We start from the raw sequence: 21,427 nt of genomic DNA, 5'->3' as shown, positions 1-21,427 counted from the left end.
TCACTAAGTATCAATAGCCGAGTAATAATAACCGACTAATAATAACTAAGTATCAATCACTCAATAACAGTAACCAAACCCGGTTTATATTACTCAAGATTAGCATCTTTGCCTTTATTAATAAACCGGTTAGTGCAAATAGTGCTGATAGCGCGGTTTGACTTGTTCAAATGGCAACCAAACAAACACATCGGCACAATCAAACTCAGGGTCATAACAAGCCGCTTCACCAAGACTACAGCCCATTTTGACATACATTTTTAACAGCGCTGGCAAGGCAAAATTTTGCGGATTCGCCAAGTCCACATCAGCCACTTGCGCCAAGTCGATAGCGGATAATTTGTCTTCTGGCAATTTACGGGTCACTTTGACATCTAACTTGGTACTATCAAGCTGATGATCTAACCAGTTTTGCACATTGCCCTCTTCCATCGGAACTGAGGCACAGCCCATAAACGCATTGACATTGTAAGCTTTGGCGACTGCCGCGATGGATTCCCACAAATGATTAATTGTGGTAATACCTCGGTAATCTGGGTGCACACAGGTGCGACCGATTTCTAGCACATTATACGGGTAATCATCGAGCAAGCGACCCAGTCTAAACTCATGCTCGCTATAAAACTGCCCAGCTTTTATCGCGCCGTTTTTATCCAATAATCGGGTGGTTGCCACCGCGAGTGGCTGCCCAAAGCTATCTTGCTTGGTTTCGTCATACACCACCACATGGGTGCAATAATTATCAAAATCATCCCGATCTAGCGGCTGCTCTGAGCTTGGATGAAATCCCGCAAAACTTACTGAAAACGCTTGGGTAAAGGTCAAAGTGCGTAGGCGCTGGGCATTGAGCAAATGCTGCTCGGTTTGTAGCGAAAACTTATCCTCGCTCACGTTAATAATCACTGACTTAAATAACGGGCGATGACGCGCGCTTGGGCGGCTAATCGTTGGCTTGACCAGCGGGGCTAGCGTCTCTACCACTGCTATATCAGCAAAATTATGTGCCAGTAACTGCGCAACAAACTGGGTATTAAAAAGACTATCAACAGGATAAGTGGCGATATCTTCGTATAATTTGGCGCCGTTATTTTGTTCTAGAAAATTAGCTTGTTCTACAAAATCAGTCATCTTACGGTTACCTAGGGTGGTTTTTGCTATGGCATTGGCCAGCTGCTGAGCGAAAAATGCCTTAGCTTGTCATTGACTCATTCTCAAAGCTACAAAGCCCCCATCATCTAATTGGATGGTTAGTCAGTCTGGATGAATTCAGTATGCGTGACACCCGTGTCGTTTCAATGACGTTTTTATGGCAAAACCATGACCAAACCTTCGCCTTTACCCCCGTTTTAAGTTACTAATTGTAAATTTGACTAAAAGTTCTGCAAAAAAACCTTATATTTATATATATAACCCATCTATCGTGGCTAGCGCTTTTCTAACGCGGCTATCGACTATTTAAGCAAATGTTTAACTTAATAGACTTAGATAATACATTTAGATATAGACACATTTTTACACTCACAACGAAAGGATAAATCATTGGAGTATTTTGAGCGTTATGAAGGTGGTGAAAAAGCCATCTTAGTCCATTTAAACATTACCCATCTCAATGACCCAGACGATTTGGAAGAATTTGAATTGCTGGTGGATTCGGCAGGGGCGCAAAAACAAGCCTTGGTCACAGGTACGCGGTCTAAGCCTGACGCTAAATACTTTGTGGGTACGGGTAAAGCTGAAGAAATCGGGGAACTTGTCAAACAATATGAGGCAGATATTGTCATTTTTAACCATAGTTTGACCCCATCGCAGGAACGTAATATTGAGCGCTTGGTGCAGTGCCGTGTGCTTGATAGAACGGGGCTTATCTTGGATATTTTTGCCCAGCGGGCGCGAACCTACGAAGGTAAACTGCAAGTTGAGCTTGCCCAGCTTAATCACTTAGCGACTCGCTTGGTACGCGGCTGGACGCACTTGGAGCGCCAAAAAGGTGGTATTGGTCTACGCGGTCCAGGCGAAACCCAGCTTGAAACCGATAGACGCTTGTTACAGGTGCGTGTCGGGCAGCTCAAAGCCAAGCTTGATAAGGTCAAACAAACCCGCGCACAAGGTCGTGCCAAACGCCAAAAATCATCGGTGCCGACAATTTCACTGGTCGGTTATACCAATGCGGGTAAATCCACCTTATTTAATACCCTGACCAATGAAAACATCTATGCCGCCAATCAGCTATTTGCGACGCTTGACCCGACGCTACGGAGTGTGTCATGGTCGGGCGTGGGTAAGGTGGTACTTGTCGACACGGTCGGTTTTGTCCGCCATTTGCCCCATGAGCTAGTGGAAGCCTTCCATGCCACGCTAGAAGAAACCTTAGAGGCAGATTTGTTGCTGCATGTCATTGATAGTCACCGTGAAGACATGCATGAGCAAATCGCCGCGGTACAATCTGTGTTAGCGGAAATTGATAATCAAGTGCCTGTGCTAAATGTGTTTAATAAAATTGATCTCACAGGTGAGCCGCCGCACATCGGTTATAGTGATAAAGCCAAGCCCAATCGGGTGTATGTCTCTGCCCATGAGCAATTAGGTATCGAGCAACTCACCCTTGCCGTGCAGCAGTTATTGGTAGGTCAATTACAGCGGTTTGAATTAACCTTACCCGCCAATTTTGGACAATTGCAACACGAACTGCATAAGTTAGAAGTGATTGAAGACCTCAGCTATGATGAAACAGGTCAAACCAAACTGACTGCCATGATGTCGGTGGACAAGCTTAAGCAGTTGTTGGGTGAATTTGGTATCGCCCCTGAGGAAGTGTTGTCGCAAGCACAAGCCAAACTGCTTGCGCCAGTGCTTGAACCATTTGAACAATTACTACAGCAGCCATTGGATACCGCCGACGAGACATAACTTGTTAGCCATTTAACAATATAACAATAGTAGACCTGTATCAAAATTTAAGTTGGTGCAGGTTTTTTTTGGCTGAATAAATGACCATACCACGCGATAAACTGCGCTTATTGACCATAAGTTGATTAAATCTTAAAAATATATTCGTCAATTTGTCATTCTTTTGTCATGTCGCCCGTTGCGCTATCAGATTTTTTTCAGTTATTTTGGGGGTTATTTCATTTTATTTTTTATCAATATCAAACATTTAGGTTATTTTCCCCAATTTATGTGGATAACCATGTGGATAACTTCTGACTTGACAACAATAAACCGCATATCGCTATAGGTTATCTCTAAATTGGTCATTTTTTAACCAATTATTTTATTTATATAAATCATAGAGTTATAGTTTTTTGCAAAGTGCAAGCAAAAAATTTTACTTTTTTTTTAAGATTTAAGGCTTGAAAATTTGATAGTTTTTATGGCTAAAAATTCCAACCCATATATTGTTGAGTCCATGGCATGAAACCCAACAGGTTGACAAGTTTTTTGGCCATTTTTCCTCTTTTTCCCCTTATCTGATTTTTTGTAAACTTTAACCAGTTTTTGACAGATTTATGGTATATTTCCTGCCAATTCTTTTATAATACTGTTATCAAATGTCATTGAAACATAACGAATTTTATCTTTTTATGTCGGTTTAAAGCATTACGCTAACTTCAAATTTTATAGTCATGTGCTTTACCGTGACGTATTGTCAAAAATTTTACATAGGTATATTTATGGTATTGTTTGCAAAGAAAACTCGCCTACCCTATTTGCTATCGGCTTCCCTATTGTCATTGGGTGGTTTGGCAAGTATGGATGCAGCGAATGCTGGCAATATGTATGTGTTTAAAGATAGCAACGGTCAGGTACTGTTGACCAATGTAGTCAGCAACAACCGTCCTGCAGGAAATAATTTCCAAAATTTTACCAAAAAAGTCAAAGTGACTTATTACGCGGATACTAATGTGCATAGTTATAGCAATTGGGGCGCCAATGAAGCTGCAGTACCTGCCAGTGCGCGTGGCAACAAAAATAGCTACGATAGCATGATTGTGGCTTCTGCGCTGCGTCATGGTGTCGACCCTGCATTGATGAAAGCCATGATGCATACTGAATCAGGTTTTAATCCCAATGCACGCTCACCTGTTGGGGCGCAGGGGTTAATGCAATTAATGCCCGCGACAGCTAGGCGGTTTGGTGTGTATAACGCTTGGAACCCTGCGGAGAACATCGAAGGCGCGGCAAAGTATTTGAAATTCTTACAAAACCGTTTTGGTAATATTCAGCATGTGATAGCAAGCTACAATGCCGGTGAAGGCAACGTCAGTAAATACGGCGGTATTCCCCCATTTCGTGAAACCCGTGATTACGTACAACGGGTGTTAAGCCGCTACAACAACCTATATCGTAATGACCCCAATCTTCGCTCTAGCACTAGCAGCAATGGCTTTCAAAATGTTAGCTATAATTCATCAAACTCTTATACGATTGTCCGCTAACAACCATGTCTATAAGCTGAAAACCAGATCCCCAAAGCTAGTGTGATACTGGCTTTTTTATGTTACAAATTTATGCTACTTTTCCCTTTAATTTGTTGCATTAAACGCTATTATATTAAATATCATAGTCAACTTATTGTTGATAAGTATATTTAATCGTTTGATTGTCTTTAGGAAACCGTCATGTTACGAATTGGCTTATTTCTTTTAACTAACCTAGCGGTGATGGTGGTGTTTGGTATCGTCATGAACGTCATCGCGCCAATGCTAGGATTCAATTTGGGCGGCACAGGCACCACTAGCCTGCTGGCGATGTGTTTCATCTACGGTATGATAGGGTCTTTTGTATCGCTGTTGATGTCAAAATGGTTGGCAAAACGCTCCACAGGTACGCAAGTCATTGAACGGCCTGCTACCCAGTTGGAAGTTTGGCTGGTCGAAACGGTTCGCCGTTTGGCGCAAAACGTCAATATTGATATGCCAGAAGTGGGTATCTTTGATAATCCATCACCCAATGCCTTTGCGACAGGTTGGAATAAAAACAAAGCTTTGGTTGCGGTATCGACTGGGCTACTACAATCGATGAACCAAGAAGAAGTCGAAGCGGTACTTGCCCATGAAATTGGTCACGTTGCCAATGGTGATATGGTGACCTTAGCGCTTGTTCAAGGTGTGGTTAACAGCTTTGTGATGTTCTTTGCGCGTATTGTGGGTTTATTTGTAGATCAAGCGGTCTTTAAAAATGACAGCAATTCACCTGGTATGGGCTATTACATTACCAGTATGGTATTAGATATTGTGTTTGGTATTGCTGCACAAGCGGTGGTCATGTGGTTCTCTCGTTACCGTGAATACCGTGCGGATGAAGCAGGCGCGCGTTTGGCAGGTAAATACAACATGATTGCTGCGCTTGAAGCGTTAAAACCTGCCAGCCAGCATCCTGACTATATGCCACAAGGCATGAAAGCCTTTGCGATTAATGAAGGTAAAGGAGGGTTTAGTTTTGCCCAGTTATTTGCCAGCCATCCCTCCCTTGATGACCGTATTGCCCATTTACAAAAATTGGCTCCCTAATTATTTTGAACACTTATCTAAACAATGTAAAAAACCCAATCAGTGATTGGGTTTTTTAGTTATTTTTTAATACATTTAGAAAATACCTTTGACAGTATTAAAAGGACTTATTTAGCCAGTTTTTGTGCATCCATGGCATCTTTGTGTAGACGGGTGTTGAGCTCATCGATGATTTCAATCCAACCCGCATCTGCACGGTATTCGTCTTTTAAAAATTTACGTTGACTGTCACTCCAAAAAGGCGCATCGCTCAGCTCGAGTGATTGCGGCAATTGATTTTCTTGAATAAATTGTTCAACCGCGGCATCATCGCCATCCATACCCATTTGCTCAAACAACATATTAATGTTTCTTTCGCCATCTGTCATCATTGTAGTTCTCCTAGTACTCTAAAAAGTATCAATGGTTATTGTAATATCATTATTGTTTAGCACTCATTTTAGTCAAAAATTATCAAAAAAGTGCCATGGGTTATTCTTACCGTTAGACCATTGTAGCCAAAATTGAGTAAAAAAAATGTGATTTGATTGTATAGTGTGGTTATTTCATGTAAAAAAACCAGCCTAATGAGACTGGTTTTTTTCGGTTAAAATATTCTAACCTAATTAGTTAGGAAGTAAGTGGCTTACCGCATCACGCTCTTCAGCCAATTCAGTTTCGGTGGCTTTCATTTTTTCTTGTGAGAAAGCCGATGAAACGTCTAGCCCTTCAACGATTTTCCAATCGCCATTTTGGCAAGTACATGGGAATGAATAGATAAGACCTTTTTGGATACCGTATTCACCATTTGAGTAAACACCCATAGATACCCAATCATTCTCGTCGGTGCCTAGTGCCCATGAACGAATGTGTGCAATCGCAGCGTTTGCAGCAGATGCCGCTGATGAGGCACCACGTGCTTTAATGATGGCAGCGCCACGTTGTTGTACGTTAGGGATATAAGTACCTTCGTACCAGTCACGTTGTACTTGCTCTAGGGCAGGTTGACCTTTTACCGTAGTGAAAGTCAAATCTGGGTATTGGGTTGAAGAATGGTTACCCCAAATGATCATTTTTTTGATGTCATTCACGGTGGTTTCAGTTTCTTCAGCCAGTTGCGCCATACCACGGTTGTGGTCAAGACGTGTCATCGCTGTAAAGTTACGTGGGTCTAGGTCTGGGGCATTGCGCTGTGCGATTAAGGCATTGGTGTTGGCTGGGTTACCCACAACCAATACTTTGACATTACGGCTAGCGTTGTCGTTCAAGGCTTTACCTTGTGCAGAGAAGATGGCGGCGTTAGCTTCGAGCAAATCTTTACGCTCCATGCCTGGGCCACGAGGACGGGCACCTACCAGTAGGGCATAGTCCGCATCTTTGAACGCAACGTTAGCGTCGTCAGTTTGTACGACGCCCGCTAGCAATGGGAATGCACAATCTTCAAGTTCCATTACCACACCTTTTAAAGCTTCTAAGGCCGGCGTGATTTCTAATAATTGTAAAATGACAGGTTGGTCTTTACCTAACATATCACCCGATGCGATACGAAATAATAATGAATAACTGATTTGACCAGCAGCACCAGTCACCGCAACACGAACAGGCTGTTTCATTGAAAGCTCCTATTATGATAAGTACAAGATCCTTTGCAAAAGCAAGGCAGTGAAAAAAGCAGAAAAAATTGTCTAAAAAAGCCTGCCTAGTTTATCACTTGTCACCATCAAAGACCATAAATTTATGGGGTCAATTGTCGGGTGAGCTTGACAATTATGGGTTCAAGACCATCAAACACCAAGATACAAAATGCTTAAACCTAAGCAAAAATTGATACCGCCATCCCTCAATAATTACCATCAATCAAAAATTGACTGGGACAGGTATAAGAGCGTGTGGCACATTGGGCAAAACGTCCGTTGTTGTCGTAGCACACGTTAAGATAGGTCAGTACGGATTGACCTGCACTATTTTTTTGACAGAAAAAATTAAACGAGTTTGGCTTCATGCCGGGGTTTAAAGATAACAATTGGCGGCTAAAACCACTGGACGCGAATCGATAACTGCGACCGCTACTGAGTTCTTTTGGGAGTTTTAATTGACTGGCAAGCGAGGTAATGGTGCGAAAATAATTAGGGGTACTTAGGCCACTACAGCGGCCATACTGCTGCCAGATATTTTTGCGAATATTACCATCTGGAATGACTTTTGAGGTGATCTTTTCTTGCAGTGGCGACATGCTATAGCGGCTATTACTACAAGACTGATTCGCCACCCGATAAAAATTCACTGTCATCGGGTTGCCTTCGATACATTGGCGAAGATTACCCATGTATGGGTTGAGCTTGCAGACAGCAGGGGATAATTCCACCCCTAAAACACTGTCGGCATGGGCAGCTGGGGTTGCTATAGTAGCTATCACCGCCAAACAGCTGAGTGCCAAGTAGCCAAGTGACAAATAGCCGCTAAAATTTGCGCTTTTTTGATGACTTGAGTTGATAACTAAACTGGCTAAATTTGCCGTCGCTACCTCATCTTGAAACTTTGCTCTAGACTTTAACGACCCCAATGTGGCGGTGTGTGAAACCGTGTGCCAGTTGGTAAAATCGAGTAATGTTTTTAGACAAGATGACAGCATAACAATTAAACCAAATAGTTGGTGATTAAAAACAAGCAGGTTGTTTTAACGTTTACAGTGAGCTTTTAAAATAAAAGTAATAAAAATGGTCGTTGACTTATCAATTTTTTGCTTAAAATAACTAAATTTTTATCAAACGAAACTAATGTTTATCAGTTCTACCAATTTTTTGAAATCATACTAACTGGGTCAGATTTTGTAAACCCTGTATATACTAAAAAACAACAGTAATTTATTGACTATTATCAATCAATTAGCTGTTGTTTTTTGCGAAGATTTAGCGGGTTTATTTAATTCAGATTAATTTAATATTTAGCAGCAATAGTACCCATACGCTGACTAATCGGTTGGTTGCTGCCGCCAAGCAGCACATCATAATTGGTCGCATTTTCCATCACGGCTTTGACATAATTGCGCGTTTCTGAATAAGGAATGGTCTCAACATACTGATCGGCCGCTAGGCTACCGTTCTCAGGTTGCCAAGTTTTGGCCTTACCTGGCCCTGCATTGTAGCCCGCGGTGGCTAATACAGGTTGACCGCCCAATTTATTTAAAATGTCGCCCATATAATACGTACCATAGCGGATATTGGTATCACCCCCTGCGACGCGAGATGGTTCATACGGTTCGCCCAATTTACGTGCGATATAGCGCGCGGTGTCTGGCATGATTTGCATTAACCCCCCTGCTCCGACACCCGAACGCGCGCCGATATTAAAACGGCTTTCTTGACGCATGATGCCATACGCCCACGCAGGATCGATTCCTGCTTGGCGGCTGTATTGCACGACACTAGACTGATGGGGCATTGGGAATGCCAGTGCCGAATTTGGAATTGTTTTGGTAGACTCCAACGCATAGATAGCACGGTCGTACCATCCCATGTCCGATGCGGTTTGCGCTGCTGCCAAAATCATCGTCTCATCACCACGGTCACGTGCTTTTTTTACTGCCCAGTTCCATTCACGGTTGGTATAGCTGGGATTGGCGGCAAGTTTATAGAGGGTAAATGCGCGATTAAAGAAACTATCGTTTGCGAGGCGTGAGTAATCACTATTACTCACCGGTGGATTAGTCGGCAATCGGTCAAAACGCTGCCCCAGTTGGTCTTTGGAGAGCAGTCCATAATAGTCATTGGTTTGTGCCAATTGACTAAATAGCTGATTGGCTTGTTGACGCTGCTGGTTAGTGCCGCCCAATTTGTAGGCTTTGGCAAGCCAATATTGCCATATCGGTTGCTGCTGATTTTTATAGTCCATTGCGCCAATGGCTTGTGCCAAATCTGACCATCGGCTATAGCGTATCGCTGCTTGGGCATAGTTTTCGGCTTCTTCATTGTTAAATGGTACGCCCAGACTTTTTTGCATCCAATCAACCGCGTCACTACTAAACCCTTGATCGGTATTGACGCCCATCCTTGCCACGCCCAAGGTACGGTAGGCATATTGACGGGTTTTAGCATCAAAAAACTGCGGGTTTCGCCCCACATCATAGTTAAGCTGCATCGCCGCTTCACTGACAGATTTTTTGGCAAGTTGCCCTAAACCGTATAGATATAAATACCGATTGCTGGCAGTCGCTGGCATACTACCGAGTTGTGAAAAAAACGCATTGGGACTGCTACTGATGCTCATAAGCTGATTGTAACTCATCTGCACGCCCAATCGGCTGGCAAGCTGCACGATGTCACCGTTGTTGCCCGTGCGTAGCATACGATACAGCCGCTGCTCACGGTCATCATTGCTAACCATACGATTGCCATTGAGCTCTGTCGCCAACTGTTGGCAAAGCTGCGGCAGTTTTTTATCCGTGCTGAGCCAAACATTACCTTTTTCGGTATAAGCGCGCATGCTATCGCCACCGTGATTGAAACCTAACGCAATGGCACAAGCTTCACTGGCATCAGGATTGGTTACATAGCTTGCCATTTGTCTAACCGCCTCATAATCACCCATCCGCGCTTTGGTTTCCGCATAATCCGCCGCCAATTTTTCTGCCATCGCAGTTTGTGGATAACGGTTAGCAAAACTCACAATCGCTGATGCCGGCTGAGCGTCTAAGTCTTTATTGAGCTGCCAATATTCTGGATACATGGCTAGACTGCCACCCGCCATCATTTGCTGATAGTTGCCCATTTGCGATAAGTTGCCACGGCTAGCTTCACGTTCGGCTTGGTTAAAATAACTATCCGCCGTGCTAGGCGTCCCTACAGAATAGCTACTTGCGCAAGCAGATTCTGCAAAAACAGCAATCACACCGCATGAAATCATCGAAAGCTTGAGATTTTTCATAATAATTGGTAATACCTTTAATAAGATAAGTAGGCAAAAAACGACAAAAGTAATGTAAAAATTGGTTAACCTTGCTGAAGCGATTATAACGATTGTCGACTAAAAAAAATTTACCCAAATCTCAACTAATTGTATAAAAATGTTGCAACTTATTTTATATAACAAATAGTTTTTTATTGTTAAATTTAATTAACTATAAATTATAAATTATTTGACTTATGATAAGTCTATTATTAGCCACCAATAAATGCGATAAGCCATGACCCATACCCAACACGCCCTAAATATTCAACAATACCAAGACAAATCCCACAACTACCTTAATAGCGCTGTTCATGCACAAGGCGCTGAGTTTGACAAAATAAAGCAGTTGATAGAGGCGCACAAGCTTGCGCATATATTGGATTTGGGCTGTGGCGGTGGGCACGTCAGTTATCAGGTGGCACCTGTGGCCACATCAGTCATTGCTTATGACATTACCCCTACGATGACCGAAGTTGTCGCCAGCCAAGCCAAAACACGCGGCCTAACCAATATCACCACACAAATTGGTACGGCAGAAAAATTACCCTTTGCCGACCACCAATTTGATGCCATTATCACGCGCTATTCTGCGCACCATTGGCAAAATGTACCAAAAGCGTTGTTTGAGATGCATCGCGCCCTAGCTCCCGATGGCAAAGTGGTGATTGTCGATGTGTTGGGCAATAGCAACCCCGTGCTCAATAATTTTTTACAGACCATTGAAACCATCCGCGATCCCAGTCATGTCAAAGATTATAGTCTTGCCGAGTGGTTGTATTTTGCAGAAATCACCGGCTTTAGCGTGACGACTGTCGAGATGCAAAAACTGACGTTAAATTTTGACAGTTGGGTCGCCCGTATGCATACCCCTGATACCAGCATACAAGTGATTCGAGCCTTACAAAAAAATTGTGCCGCATCTGTTAGACAATATTTTGATATAGATGAGGCTGGCAATTTTAGCACCGATGTCATTTATTTAGTACTGTCAAAATAATCACTAACGCATCTTGCCAAAAAAATCTGTTATAATTGAGGGTTTATTTTAGGCGAAACATTTAGGTGTAGTCATGACAGTTGCTACTTTTGACCCAAAAGCACAGATTCCCAAAACTCAAAATTTGGTAACGCCAACGCTAGCGGCGAGTGTTGAATCCACCATGCTACCAGCGGATACTCGTGTCAAACGCGTGTTTATCGAGACCCAAGGCTGTCAGATGAATGTGTATGACTCTGAAAAAATGGCAGATGTGCTAGGCGACTCCCATGGTATGGTGCTGACGGACAATCCTGAAGAAGCCGATGTACTACTCATGAATACCTGCTCGATTCGTGAAAAAGCGCAAGAAAAAGTATTTTCTGAACTCGGACGCTGGAAAAAACTTAAAGAGAAAAACCCGAATTTGGTCATCGGTGTGGGCGGCTGCGTAGCGTCACAAGAAGGCGATAAAATCCAAAGCCGTGCCCCGCATGTCGATATGGTGTTTGGACCGCAAACCTTGCATCGCCTGCCAGAACTGTATGACCAATCCACCAAACAGCTGGATGTCAAACCCAAAAACCGTATCGGCGTCGTCGATGTGTCTTTCCCTAGCATTGAAAAATTTGACTTTTTACCCGAACCCAAAGTGGAAGGGTTTAAAGCGTTTGTGTCTATCATGGAAGGCTGCTCAAAATACTGTTCATTTTGCGTGGTTCCCTACACCCGAGGCGAAGAAATCTCGCGCCCCCTAGATGACGTACTTGCCGAGATTGATAGCCTTGCTAGCCAAGGGGTACGTGAAGTAACGCTATTGGGGCAAAACGTCAATGGCTACCGCGGTGAAAAACACGATGGCACAATTTGCCGTTTTAGTGAGTTATTGCATTATGTGGCGCACGTTGACGGCATTGAGCGTATTCGCTATACCACCAGCCATCCACTGGAATTTAGCGATGATATCATTGAAGCGTATGCCAAAATACCAAAACTGGTATCCCACCTGCACCTACCTGTGCAAAGTGGCTCCAACGCTATCCTAGCTGCCATGAAGCGTAACCACACCATTGATATCTACATTGAGCAAATCCGCAAACTACGCGCCGTGCGCCCTGATATGTATTTATCAAGCGATTTTATTATCGGTTTTCCCAATGAAACCGACCAAGATTTCCAAGATACGCTCAATCTTGCCAAAGACTTAGATTTTGACCATTCGTATAGCTTTATTTACTCCAAGCGCCCTGGTACGCCTGCGTCAGACTTGCCCGATAATGTTGATATAGCAACCAAAAAAGCCCGTTTGGCTGAGTTTCAAAAGGTGATTGTCGATTCGACTTGGGCAAAAACCCAAGGTATGGTGGGTCAAAACGTGCGTGTGCTGGTGGAGCAACATGGCGACCGCAATCCTGAATTTTTGATGGGAACGGCAGATAATACGCGAACGGTATTGTTCAAAGGCGATGATGCGTTGATTGGTAAACTGGTGATGGTAAAAGTCACGCGAGCCATGAGTCCGCATTTGGTGGAAGGTGAGTTGGTGGAGGTTTTAGGTTAAGATAATGGCATTTGACATGTGGTTTGATTGTGACAATGAGAAAATTAATTGTCAAATTTCGCATGAGGACGAACGTATTTTACGTTTAGCCGAAGGTAACACTAACTTTTCAACGCTTACTTGGCTATTGGATAACTTTTATAATGACCCAGTGATTTATCCGAATGTTGCTAAATCACTGGTCGTTGAATTAAATAATTTGGCAGACTATTTTGCGAAAAATAACCATAAGCAATCTATCACTCACTGTCAGAAAATCGAAAACTTTATCCGTTTGTCAATTGAAAAAATGCAAGTTATTCATTGCATCAGTGACTAAAACACATAATTTAAACAGTAGATTGTGTGTGAATTTTCATCGCCATTACTTGGCGAATCATTTCACTGATATGTTTTTTAGTATCATCATCTTGGGTTACAAGCCAATCACTCACATCTTTATCTAGCAAATGCTGTTGTTCTCGCAACCGATTAAGATGGGAAATTTGTGTCGCTCTTTGAGCATTTGAGAAATCGTATTCAGTTTGCATATTGTTTTTCCTCGTTTTTGGTTGCTTTTCGTGCAGATATTAACCGAATCATATCATCATTATCCACATAACAATAGACAACAACTAATAAGCGATTTGCCATTCCTAATAATACAAATCTTGGTTCATCGTGGTCAAAATCTTCACGTACTAGCGCATTCGGGTCAAGTAATGCAATTTTTGCTTCATCAAAACTTACACCATGTTTGATTTTATTACTCTCAGCTTTATTTTGGTCAAAAGTTATTTGTATCAATTTAGCGACCCACATTCATTTTTTCATTAACACTAGAAAAATATATCACATCTCTTTTTCTTTAGTGACACGTAACACTTCTTCCAGCGTGGTTTTCCCTGCCAATACTTTTTTGAGTCCATCGGCACGAATTGACGGTGTCTTACTCCGCGCATACGCTTCTAACTCAAACTCGGCCGTTTGGCTATGAATCAGTTGTCGCAGTTTGTCATCGACAGGCACCACTTCATAAATCGCGGTACGTCCCCGAAATCCTGATTGATTGCACTTCTCGCAGCCCACAGGTTTTGGCAGTTTAATCTCTCCGACTTCGCCTATTTCAGTAAAAATCTGCGTTTGATAGGCATCGGCAAGTGCCCATGTATGGCAATGCGGACACAAAGTACGCACTAGTCGCTGTGCCACCACGCCAATGAGGCTCGATGACAACAAAAACGGCTCAACCCCCATATCTTGTAGTCGCGTCACCGCACCAATCGCGGTGTTGGTATGCAGGGTCGAGAGCACCAAGTGACCTGTGAGTGACGCTTGCACTGCAATTTCTGCGGTCTCTAAATCGCGAATCTCCCCCACCATCACCACATCAGGGTCTTGGCGTAGCATGGCTCGCAAACTACGCGCAAAGGTCATATCCACTTTATTATTGACTTGGGTTTGCCCAATACCATCTAGCTGAAATTCAATCGGGTCTTCAGCGGTCAAAATATTACGGGTGTTATCGTTCAAATCCGTTAAAGCCGCGTATAGCGTCGTGGTTTTGCCCGAACCTGTCGGACCTGTGACAAGAATAATGCCATGCGGGCGATGGATTAAGCGTTTAAGCTCGCTATAATCATTGTCTGACAAACCCAAATAGGTCATATTTAATCGACCCGCCTGTTTATCCAAAAGCCGCATCACCACACGCTCACCAAAATTTGATGGCAAGGTCGATACCCGCACATCCACTTCTCGCCCAGCCAGACGTAATGAGATGCGTCCATCCTGCGGTACCCGTTTTTCAGCGATATCCAGTTTTGCCATCACCTTGATACGGGACACCAGTAGCGGTGATAGTTCCCGTTTTGGACTGACGATTTCTTTAAGCACCCCATCCATCCGAAAGCGCACCGATAGCCGTTTTTCAAAGGTTTCGATATGGATATCTGAGGCGTTTAGGCGGATGGCTTCAGACAGCAGCGCATTGATTAGCCGAATGATGGGCGCGTCATCTTCTTGGTCCATCAAGTCTTCCGTCTCAGGGACACTGTCAGCGAGACTCATCAAATCGGGATGGTCTTCAAGCCCAGCGGCAATATGCTGAGATTCCCCTGTGTTACCTGCATAGACAGCGGCTAACTGCTTTTCAAAATCGTCACTTTGCGCCATGGCAAAATTCAATGGCAGCGGCACCCCTGCTTGACTGGCAAAACGGTTGGCTTCGTTGATGGCTTCCATAGGGGTATCAGCGGTCATTAACAACGTCGGCGGGGCAGTCAAATCTTGCGAGTATTGCAACAGCAGTTGATGACGTTTGGCAAAACTATAGGGCAAGGCAATCGGATTTAGCATAGGGATTATCAAATGAAATAAGCCAAGAAAAGATGCGTTCCATTGTAGCTTATCAACAAGACAAATCCTACCAAGGCGCACAAAAAGACCCTGAGTCAGGCTATATTTTGTTATACTAAAGCATTTTTTACTGATTGATAACCATGACAATCAAAATCTAAAAAGGGATGACAATGACCCAAAACACTTTAACTCAAAATCCTGCGACCCAAAATCCTTCAAGCCAAAATACGCTGATAACCGCAAACGACCTGCTACACATTGGTTCGCGCACGTTTACCTCTCGTTTGCTCGTCGGTACTGGCAAATATACAGATTTGGCACAAACAGGCGAAGCCATCGCCGCCAGCGGCGCGCAAATCGTCACTGTCGCCATTCGACGCGTAAATATCGGGCAGAAGAAAGATGAACCCAACCTACTCGATGTGATTTCTCCCGAAAAATACACCATTCTCCCTAACACCGCTGGCTGTTTTGACGCGGCTAGCGCCGTTCGTACCTGTCAGTTAGCGCGTGAATTGTTGGATGGGCACAACCTTGTCAAACTTGAAGTATTGGGCGATGAAAAAAACTTGTATCCCAACGTCATCGAAACTGTCAAAGCCGCTAAGACCTTAATTGATGATGGCTTTGATGTGATGGTGTATACCTCAGATGACCCAATTGTTGCCAAAGAACTCGAGAGCATGGGCTGTGTGGCGATTATGCCATTGGGCAGTTTGATTGGCTCAGGTTTGGGATTACTCAATCGCCATACTTTAAGTCTCATCATTGAGCAAACCCAAGTGCCTGTTTTGGTGGATGCAGGCGTCGGTACCGCCAGTGATGCCGCCATTGCCTTAGAATTGGGCTGTGATGGTGTGCTCATGAACACCGCGATTGCCCATGCACAAAACCCTGTGTTGATGGCGTCTGCCATGAAACATGCGGTGATGGCTGGACGTGAAGCCTTCTTGGCGGGTCGTATGCCAGCACGTTATATGGCACAAGCTAGCTCGCCACAGACTGGCTATTTTTTCCGCTAATTTATTATTTCACACTTAAGGACATCGCATGCGTCTGCTCACCGCCATTGACCAGTTATTTATCTTACTTGAAAATCGCAATCAGCCGATGCACATTGGTGGGCTGTTCTTGTTTGAGATTCCCGATGGCGCAAGCGATACCTTTGTCAGTGATTTGGTGCAGCAGATGGTCACGCAAAAGACGCCGCCGAGTTTTCCGTTTAACCAAGTGTTGTATCACCTAGCATGGTGGAAAACCGATGAAAACTTTGAAGTCGACCATCATTTTCGCCATATCGCATTGCCAAAACCAGCACGTATCCGTGAGCTATTGACTTACGTGTCCCAAGAGCACAGCAAATTACTCAATCGTGCCAAACCGATGTGGGAATGTCACATCATCGAGGGGATTGAAGGCAATCGTTTTGCGTTGTATTTTAAGATTCATCATTCTATGGTCGATGGGATAGCGGCGATTCGTTTGGTGAAAAAATCGCTATCAGAATCGCCAACCGAGCGTATTAGCTTGCCAATTTGGTCGCTAATGACCCGTCATCGTCACCAACTTGATGCTTTGATACCAGAAGATAAATCCCTTCTGCGTGTCGTCAAAGAGCAAGCGCTGGCTATCCCACCCGCCATCAAAGCCTTAGGTAAAAATGTGGTAGAGCGATTTCACAAAGACTACATTACCACTACCCAAGCGCCAGATAGCCCCCTCAACCAACCGGTATCAAGCTCACGGCGTATCTCTGCCCAATCTTATGAGCTTATTCGGTTTCAAACCATCGCCAAACATTACGCTGTGACCGTCAATGATGTGATTTTGGCGATTTGTTCGGGCGCGTTACGCCGTTATTTGCTCGATATCAATGGCTTACCCAAAAAACCCTTGATTGCTTTTGTACCCTTATCACTGCGCGGTGACAACGATAGCGCAAGCCAACACGTTGGCAATCAAATTACCTTTATTTTAGCCAATCTTGCCACCCACCTTGCCGACCCTGTTGCCCGGTTAAAGACGATTAATGGCAGCACCAAAAATAGTAAAAAACGCTTTTCACGGATGAAGCAAGCCTCGTCGATTATTTATAGTGGGGTTGCTTATAGCCGTTCAGGATTGCAGGTACTTACCGGTCTGTTTCCCGATTATCGCGGTTTTAACTTGATTATCTCAAATGTACCAGGTTCTCATCAGCCATTGTATTGGCAAGGGGCAAAACTGCAGGCGCTGTATCCTGCCTCGATCGTGCTCAATGACCAAGCGATGAATATCACCTTGTGTACTTACGTGGATAAAATCGAGTTTTGTATCGTCACCTGTAGCCAAATATTGCCCCATAGCCAACGATTACTCACCTATATGGAAGAGGAACTCAAAGAATTTGAATCACTCATGAGCAATTAGGCTAATGCAAACTTTGACAATAAAAAACGGCAGTGACTGCCGTTTTTTAATGAAATAAACTTTATCTTATATTTAGTGATTTAAGATTTTTGACAAAAAATCTTTCGCACGCTCGCTACGCGCACCGGCAAAGAATTCTTCACGGCTACAGTTTTCAACGATATGACCTTGATCCATAAAGATGATACGGCTGGCGACTTGGCGCGCAAAGCCCATTTCGTGGGTCACACACATCATGGTCATGCCCTCATTAGCAAGCTCAATCATCACCTCAAGTACCTCTTGAATCATCTCAGGGTCAAGTGCGGAAGTTGGCTCATCAAACAGCATTGCAATCGGGTCCATACTAAGCGCGCGTGCAATTGCTACCCGTTGCTGCTGACCGCCTGACAACTCGGCAGGGTATTTTTTGGCATGCGCTGACAAGCCCACGCGGTCAAGATAACCTAAGCCTTTTTTCTGCGCTTCAGACTGACTACGACCCAATACTTTGATTTGTGCCAAGGTCAAATTTTCTAAGATGGATAAATGCGGAAACAGTTCAAAATGCTGAAATACCATCCCTACACGGCTACGTAGTTTTGGCAAGTCGGTTGCTTTGGCGCCGACCGACATGCCATCAATCAAGATTTCACCTTGTTGAAAGGCTTCAAGCCCATTGACGGTTTTGATTAAAGTTGATTTGCCGCTACCTGATGGACCACAGATGACGGTCACATCGCCTTTGTGCACATGCGCGGTACAGTCGGTCAATACTTGAAAGTCGCCATACCATTTACTGATTTTGTTGACATTAATCATGATATCGGGACTGGCGTGTCCACTGTTTGATACCAAGCCACCAAATTCGTTGAGCCAGGTGGTTTCATCAATTTTAGTAACTACTGACATGTTATTATTCCTTTATTCAATATTGATTAAGCCATGCGAAAGCGTTTGCGTAGGTGGTTGACAGCGGTCGATGCGGTTAGACTGACCACAAAATAAAACGCCCCTGCCAACAAGATATAGGGGGTTAATAACCCCATCAAGTCACCGCGTACGTATGAGGCTCGGAAGAAATCCACCAAGCCAATCGCGAACACCAACGTCGTATCTTGGAACAAAATAATCGACTGTTGTAGAAGTAGCGGAAACATCTTGCGAAACGCTTGTGGCAAAATAATAAAGCGCATGGTCTGACCATAAGTCATACCCAAGGCTTTAGCAGCATTGACCTGTCCTTTGCCAATCGACTGGATACCCGCACGTACAATCTCAGAAAAATATGCGGCTTCAAACACCATAAATGCCACCACGCACGAAGTAAACGCGGTATCCAACGTCAAATACGTGCCCGTCACCAAGTTATACACCATCGGCACAGCAAAATAAAACCAAAGCAATACCAGTAGCAGCGGCACTGAACGGAAAAAGTTGACATACAGCTTGGCAGGCACGGCTAAAATACGAATACCCGACAACCGCATCAAGGCTAGAATCGTACCCAGCGCCAAACCGCCAATGATAGCTAAAAACAACACTTTGAAGGTGATCCATAAGCCACCCATCAACCCTGGCATTGCGGCTTGTAATTCCATCATATTCATGCGCCACCCCCATCGATTTGACCTTTGATGCGTAATTTTTTCTCAAGCCAAGTCATAAAATAAATCAACACCAAATTAAACAATAAATAAATAATCGTGGTAAAGGTATACACTTCGATATTGTTTTGGGTATATTCACTGATAGTTTTGGTTTGGCTAATCAGCTCAGTAACCCCGACCAATGAAGCGACCGAGGCATTCTTAAAACAGTTGGTAAGCTCAGAGCTCATCGGTGGTAAAATCACCCGAAATGCCTGTGGCAATACGATATGGCGATACGTCTGTGGCAAGGTGAACCCGAGCGCATAGGCAGCATTGGTTTGCCCTTTTGGCAATGATTCAATGCCCGTACGCACTTGCTCTACAATACGCGCTGCAGTAAATAACCCAAGACCAATACTTGCTGAAATAACTGCCGAGGTATTTGGGTCTAACTCCTGAAACCACCATTTTTGTAAGGCTGGTGTCAGCCAAGTAGGTGCCACATAAAACCAAAAGAATAACTGTATTAATAGCGGAATGTTACGAAAAAAACTCACATAAGCCGTACCAATCGCTCTGGCAGTTTTATTTGGTAAAGTACGCATAATACCTAAAATCGTACCGATAATTAAGGCAATCAGCCAGCCACTCCCACCAATGACCAACAGCCATTTAAAGCCTGTCAATAGCCACTGCCAGTAAACTTCGTTGCCCACGCCTGTTGGTTGCAGCAACACGCCCCAATTCCAACTATAATTCATTGCCACCCCCAAAATCCTGTCTAGCAAATTGATTCACCCAAAAACTAAAACTGACGTAACCACAATTGATAGGTGATGACGTCAGTTTTATGTTGGATAGTAACCTTCCTAACCTAGTTTGTTGTTATCCCATCAACTAAGGTTTTGTTGCACTTGCAATTGCATTGCTTGCAGATGCCACAGCGGTTGCCACATTACTAGCGCCCGTTGCTACTGCATTAACGGTAGCAGATGCGGCTGCATTAGCGACGTCTTTTGGTTGCGCGCCGTCATGTGGGTTTGCTAACAAGCTTTTTAAGTTATCAGACATTTGGAAGTTCATGTTGATGTTTTTTGGTGGAATCGGTGACATGAACCATTTTTTGTAGATGTCGTTGATTTCACCTGATGAATAAGTCGCAACCAACGCATCATCAACTACTTTTTTGAATTCACTATCGTCTTTGCGCATCATACAGCCGTAAATTTCATACGATTGTGGGGTACCAACAATGACCCATTTGTTGGGATCTTTGGCTTTGGCTTTTTCACCCGCGAGCAGTACGTCATCCATCATGAAGGCTGCCGCACGACCGCTTTCTAACATCAAGAAAGATTCGCCGTGGTCTTTGGCAGAAACGATGTTAATGCCCATTTTTTTGTCATCGTTGAGTTTTTTGATAAAACGCTCAGAGGTGGTACCTGCGGTAGTCACTAAGGTTTTGCCTTTTAAATCCGCAAAATCTTTGATGCCTGAATCTTTAGCGGTTAATAAGCGAGTACCAATCTCAAAGAAACCGTTTGAGAAAGCCACTTGTTTTTGGCGCTCTTCATTGTTGGTGGTTGAACCACACTCTAAGTCAACCGTACCATTTTGTACCAATGGAATACGGGTTTGTGAGGTTACTAGGTTGTAACGCACTTTGAGGTCTGGCATATTCAATTGTTTTTTGACTGCATCAACAATTTTTAATTGGAGGTCATGGGCATAACCCACCGGTTGGTTTGGCGTACCTGCGATATAAGAAAATGGAATTGAGGAATCACGGTAACCCAGTACGATTTCCCCTGATTTTTTAATTTTATCGAGCGTTTTTTCACCAGTAGCCGCTGCCGCTGGTTGGCTACCTTCAGTCCCTACCGCTTTGTTGTCGCTGGCTTTGTTACAACCTGCAAGACCTAATGCCATAATAGCAACGGTTGCTAAGGCGATTGGCTTTTTAGAGATTAAAATCATCCTATGATCCTTGTCGTATGATACGTTCTTAGTTAATCTTTTCGCTGTGTGGCTATAAATGCCAAATCGAGTGAAAAGATTCCCCCATCTCTTTATGTTTATCTAAGGTACTCCCCAATGTCTAGACCAAATAATCACAAAATTAAGATAGAATTGG

20 protein-coding genes are annotated in these 21,427 nt (G+C 43.7%); 8 read left to right on the top strand and 12 right to left on the bottom strand.

The window, feature by feature from the left end; all coding sequences use genetic code 11:
• Positions 1-129: 129 nt before the first annotated feature.
• Positions 130-1,128 carry a GNAT family N-acetyltransferase gene (locus tag RT084_RS11275; RefSeq protein ID WP_312385875.1) on the bottom strand — a complete coding sequence of 333 codons (999 nt, stop codon included), beginning with the start codon at positions 1,126-1,128 and terminating at the stop codon, positions 130-132.
• Between the two features lie 411 nt (positions 1,129-1,539).
• On the opposite strand from RT084_RS11275, the gene hflX reads away from it, so the two are divergent.
• The 3 genes from hflX to htpX all read left to right on the top strand — a co-directional run bounded on the left by hflX (position 1,540) and on the right by htpX (position 5,510).
• The gene (hflX, locus tag RT084_RS11270) at positions 1,540-2,907 is read left to right on the top strand and encodes a ribosome rescue GTPase HflX (RefSeq protein ID WP_312385877.1); all 1,368 of its coding nucleotides are present in this window, start codon (positions 1,540-1,542) and stop codon (positions 2,905-2,907) included.
• 764 nt (positions 2,908-3,671) lie between these two features.
• Positions 3,672-4,436 (top strand): lytic transglycosylase domain-containing protein, encoded by a 765-nt coding sequence (locus tag RT084_RS11265; RefSeq protein WP_312385879.1) that lies wholly within the window; start codon positions 3,672-3,674, stop codon positions 4,434-4,436.
• A gap of 183 nt (positions 4,437-4,619) precedes the next feature.
• Positions 4,620-5,510: a protease HtpX gene (gene htpX, locus RT084_RS11260; RefSeq protein WP_312385880.1), complete on the top strand. Its 891-nt coding sequence runs from the start codon at positions 4,620-4,622 to the stop codon at positions 5,508-5,510.
• Positions 5,511-5,617: 107 nt separating this feature from the next.
• On the opposite strand, the gene RT084_RS11255 is transcribed toward htpX, so the two are convergent.
• The 4 genes from RT084_RS11255 to RT084_RS11240 all read right to left on the bottom strand — a co-directional run bounded on the left by RT084_RS11255 (position 5,618) and on the right by RT084_RS11240 (position 10,412).
• Complete coding sequence (locus tag RT084_RS11255) at positions 5,618-5,881, bottom strand: DUF2789 family protein (RefSeq protein ID WP_159375143.1); 264 nt, start codon at positions 5,879-5,881, stop codon at positions 5,618-5,620.
• A gap of 234 nt (positions 5,882-6,115) precedes the next feature.
• On the bottom strand, positions 6,116-7,102 hold the full coding sequence (locus RT084_RS11250) for a malate dehydrogenase (RefSeq protein WP_007116966.1): 987 nt from the start codon (positions 7,100-7,102) through the stop codon (positions 6,116-6,118).
• Between the two features lie 227 nt (positions 7,103-7,329).
• On the bottom strand, positions 7,330-8,121 hold the full coding sequence (locus RT084_RS11245; protein ID WP_312385882.1) for a T2 family ribonuclease: 792 nt from the start codon (positions 8,119-8,121) through the stop codon (positions 7,330-7,332).
• A 305-nt stretch (positions 8,122-8,426) separates the two neighbouring features.
• Entirely contained in the window at positions 8,427-10,412 is a 1,986-nt protein-coding gene (locus RT084_RS11240) for a lytic transglycosylase domain-containing protein (RefSeq protein WP_312385883.1), read from the bottom strand.
• A 259-nt stretch (positions 10,413-10,671) separates the two neighbouring features.
• Here RT084_RS11240 and RT084_RS11235 point away from each other — a divergent pair, with 259 nt between their 5' ends.
• The 3 genes from RT084_RS11235 (at position 10,672) to RT084_RS11225 (ending at position 13,292) form a co-directional block, all read left to right on the top strand.
• Positions 10,672-11,433, top strand: a complete 762-nt coding sequence (locus RT084_RS11235; RefSeq protein WP_312385884.1) for a class I SAM-dependent methyltransferase — start codon at positions 10,672-10,674, stop codon at positions 11,431-11,433.
• Between the two features lie 73 nt (positions 11,434-11,506).
• A complete protein-coding gene (miaB, locus tag RT084_RS11230; protein WP_312385885.1) occupies positions 11,507-12,973 on the top strand; it encodes a tRNA (N6-isopentenyl adenosine(37)-C2)-methylthiotransferase MiaB in 1,467 nt (488 codons plus the stop codon).
• Positions 12,974-12,977: 4 nt separating this feature from the next.
• A complete protein-coding gene (locus tag RT084_RS11225) occupies positions 12,978-13,292 on the top strand; it encodes a hypothetical protein (protein WP_219333418.1) in 315 nt (104 codons plus the stop codon).
• A 10-nt stretch (positions 13,293-13,302) separates the two neighbouring features.
• On the opposite strand, the gene RT084_RS11220 is transcribed toward RT084_RS11225, so the two are convergent.
• The 3 genes from RT084_RS11220 to gspE are packed head-to-tail and all read right to left on the bottom strand — an operon-like array spanning position 13,303 to position 15,310.
• A complete protein-coding gene (locus tag RT084_RS11220) occupies positions 13,303-13,503 on the bottom strand; it encodes a hypothetical protein (RefSeq protein ID WP_050324717.1) in 201 nt (66 codons plus the stop codon).
• Positions 13,493-13,774 (bottom strand): BrnT family toxin, encoded by a 282-nt coding sequence (locus RT084_RS11215; RefSeq protein ID WP_144918076.1) that lies wholly within the window; start codon positions 13,772-13,774, stop codon positions 13,493-13,495. The genes RT084_RS11220 and RT084_RS11215 overlap by 11 nt, the downstream gene beginning before the upstream one ends.
• A gap of 30 nt (positions 13,775-13,804) precedes the next feature.
• Positions 13,805-15,310 (bottom strand): type II secretion system ATPase GspE, encoded by a 1,506-nt coding sequence (gene gspE, locus RT084_RS11210; protein WP_409418441.1) that lies wholly within the window; start codon positions 15,308-15,310, stop codon positions 13,805-13,807.
• Positions 15,311-15,483: 173 nt separating this feature from the next.
• Between gspE and RT084_RS11205 the strand changes: the two genes are divergently transcribed.
• The gene (locus RT084_RS11205) at positions 15,484-16,335 is read left to right on the top strand and encodes a thiazole synthase (protein ID WP_312385889.1); all 852 of its coding nucleotides are present in this window, start codon (positions 15,484-15,486) and stop codon (positions 16,333-16,335) included.
• A gap of 28 nt (positions 16,336-16,363) precedes the next feature.
• Positions 16,364-17,722, top strand: a complete 1,359-nt coding sequence (locus RT084_RS11200) for a WS/DGAT/MGAT family O-acyltransferase (RefSeq protein ID WP_239743029.1) — start codon at positions 16,364-16,366, stop codon at positions 17,720-17,722.
• 72 nt (positions 17,723-17,794) lie between these two features.
• Here the strand turns inward: RT084_RS11200 and RT084_RS11195 are convergent, their stop codons facing one another.
• From RT084_RS11195 to RT084_RS11180, 4 genes are all read right to left on the bottom strand, one after another.
• Positions 17,795-18,523, bottom strand: coding sequence for an amino acid ABC transporter ATP-binding protein (locus RT084_RS11195; protein WP_138019449.1), 729 nt, complete (start codon positions 18,521-18,523; stop codon positions 17,795-17,797).
• A gap of 116 nt (positions 18,524-18,639) precedes the next feature.
• The gene (locus tag RT084_RS11190) at positions 18,640-19,311 is read right to left on the bottom strand and encodes an ABC transporter permease subunit (protein ID WP_007116978.1); all 672 of its coding nucleotides are present in this window, start codon (positions 19,309-19,311) and stop codon (positions 18,640-18,642) included.
• On the bottom strand, positions 19,308-20,054 hold the full coding sequence (locus RT084_RS11185) for an amino acid ABC transporter permease (protein WP_040404072.1): 747 nt from the start codon (positions 20,052-20,054) through the stop codon (positions 19,308-19,310). Before RT084_RS11185 ends, RT084_RS11190 begins: the two co-directional genes overlap by 4 nt.
• A gap of 136 nt (positions 20,055-20,190) precedes the next feature.
• A complete protein-coding gene (locus RT084_RS11180) occupies positions 20,191-21,270 on the bottom strand; it encodes a glutamate/aspartate ABC transporter substrate-binding protein (protein ID WP_312385891.1) in 1,080 nt (359 codons plus the stop codon).
• Positions 21,271-21,427: the final 157 nt, after the last annotated feature.

This window comes from Moraxella sp. CTOTU48717, assembly GCF_032057165.1.
Lineage (GTDB): Bacteria > Pseudomonadota > Gammaproteobacteria > Pseudomonadales > Moraxellaceae > Faucicola > Faucicola tetraodonis.
The sequence above is the reverse complement of the archived record's forward strand: the minus strand, read 5'-3'. Positions and strand labels throughout refer to the sequence as shown.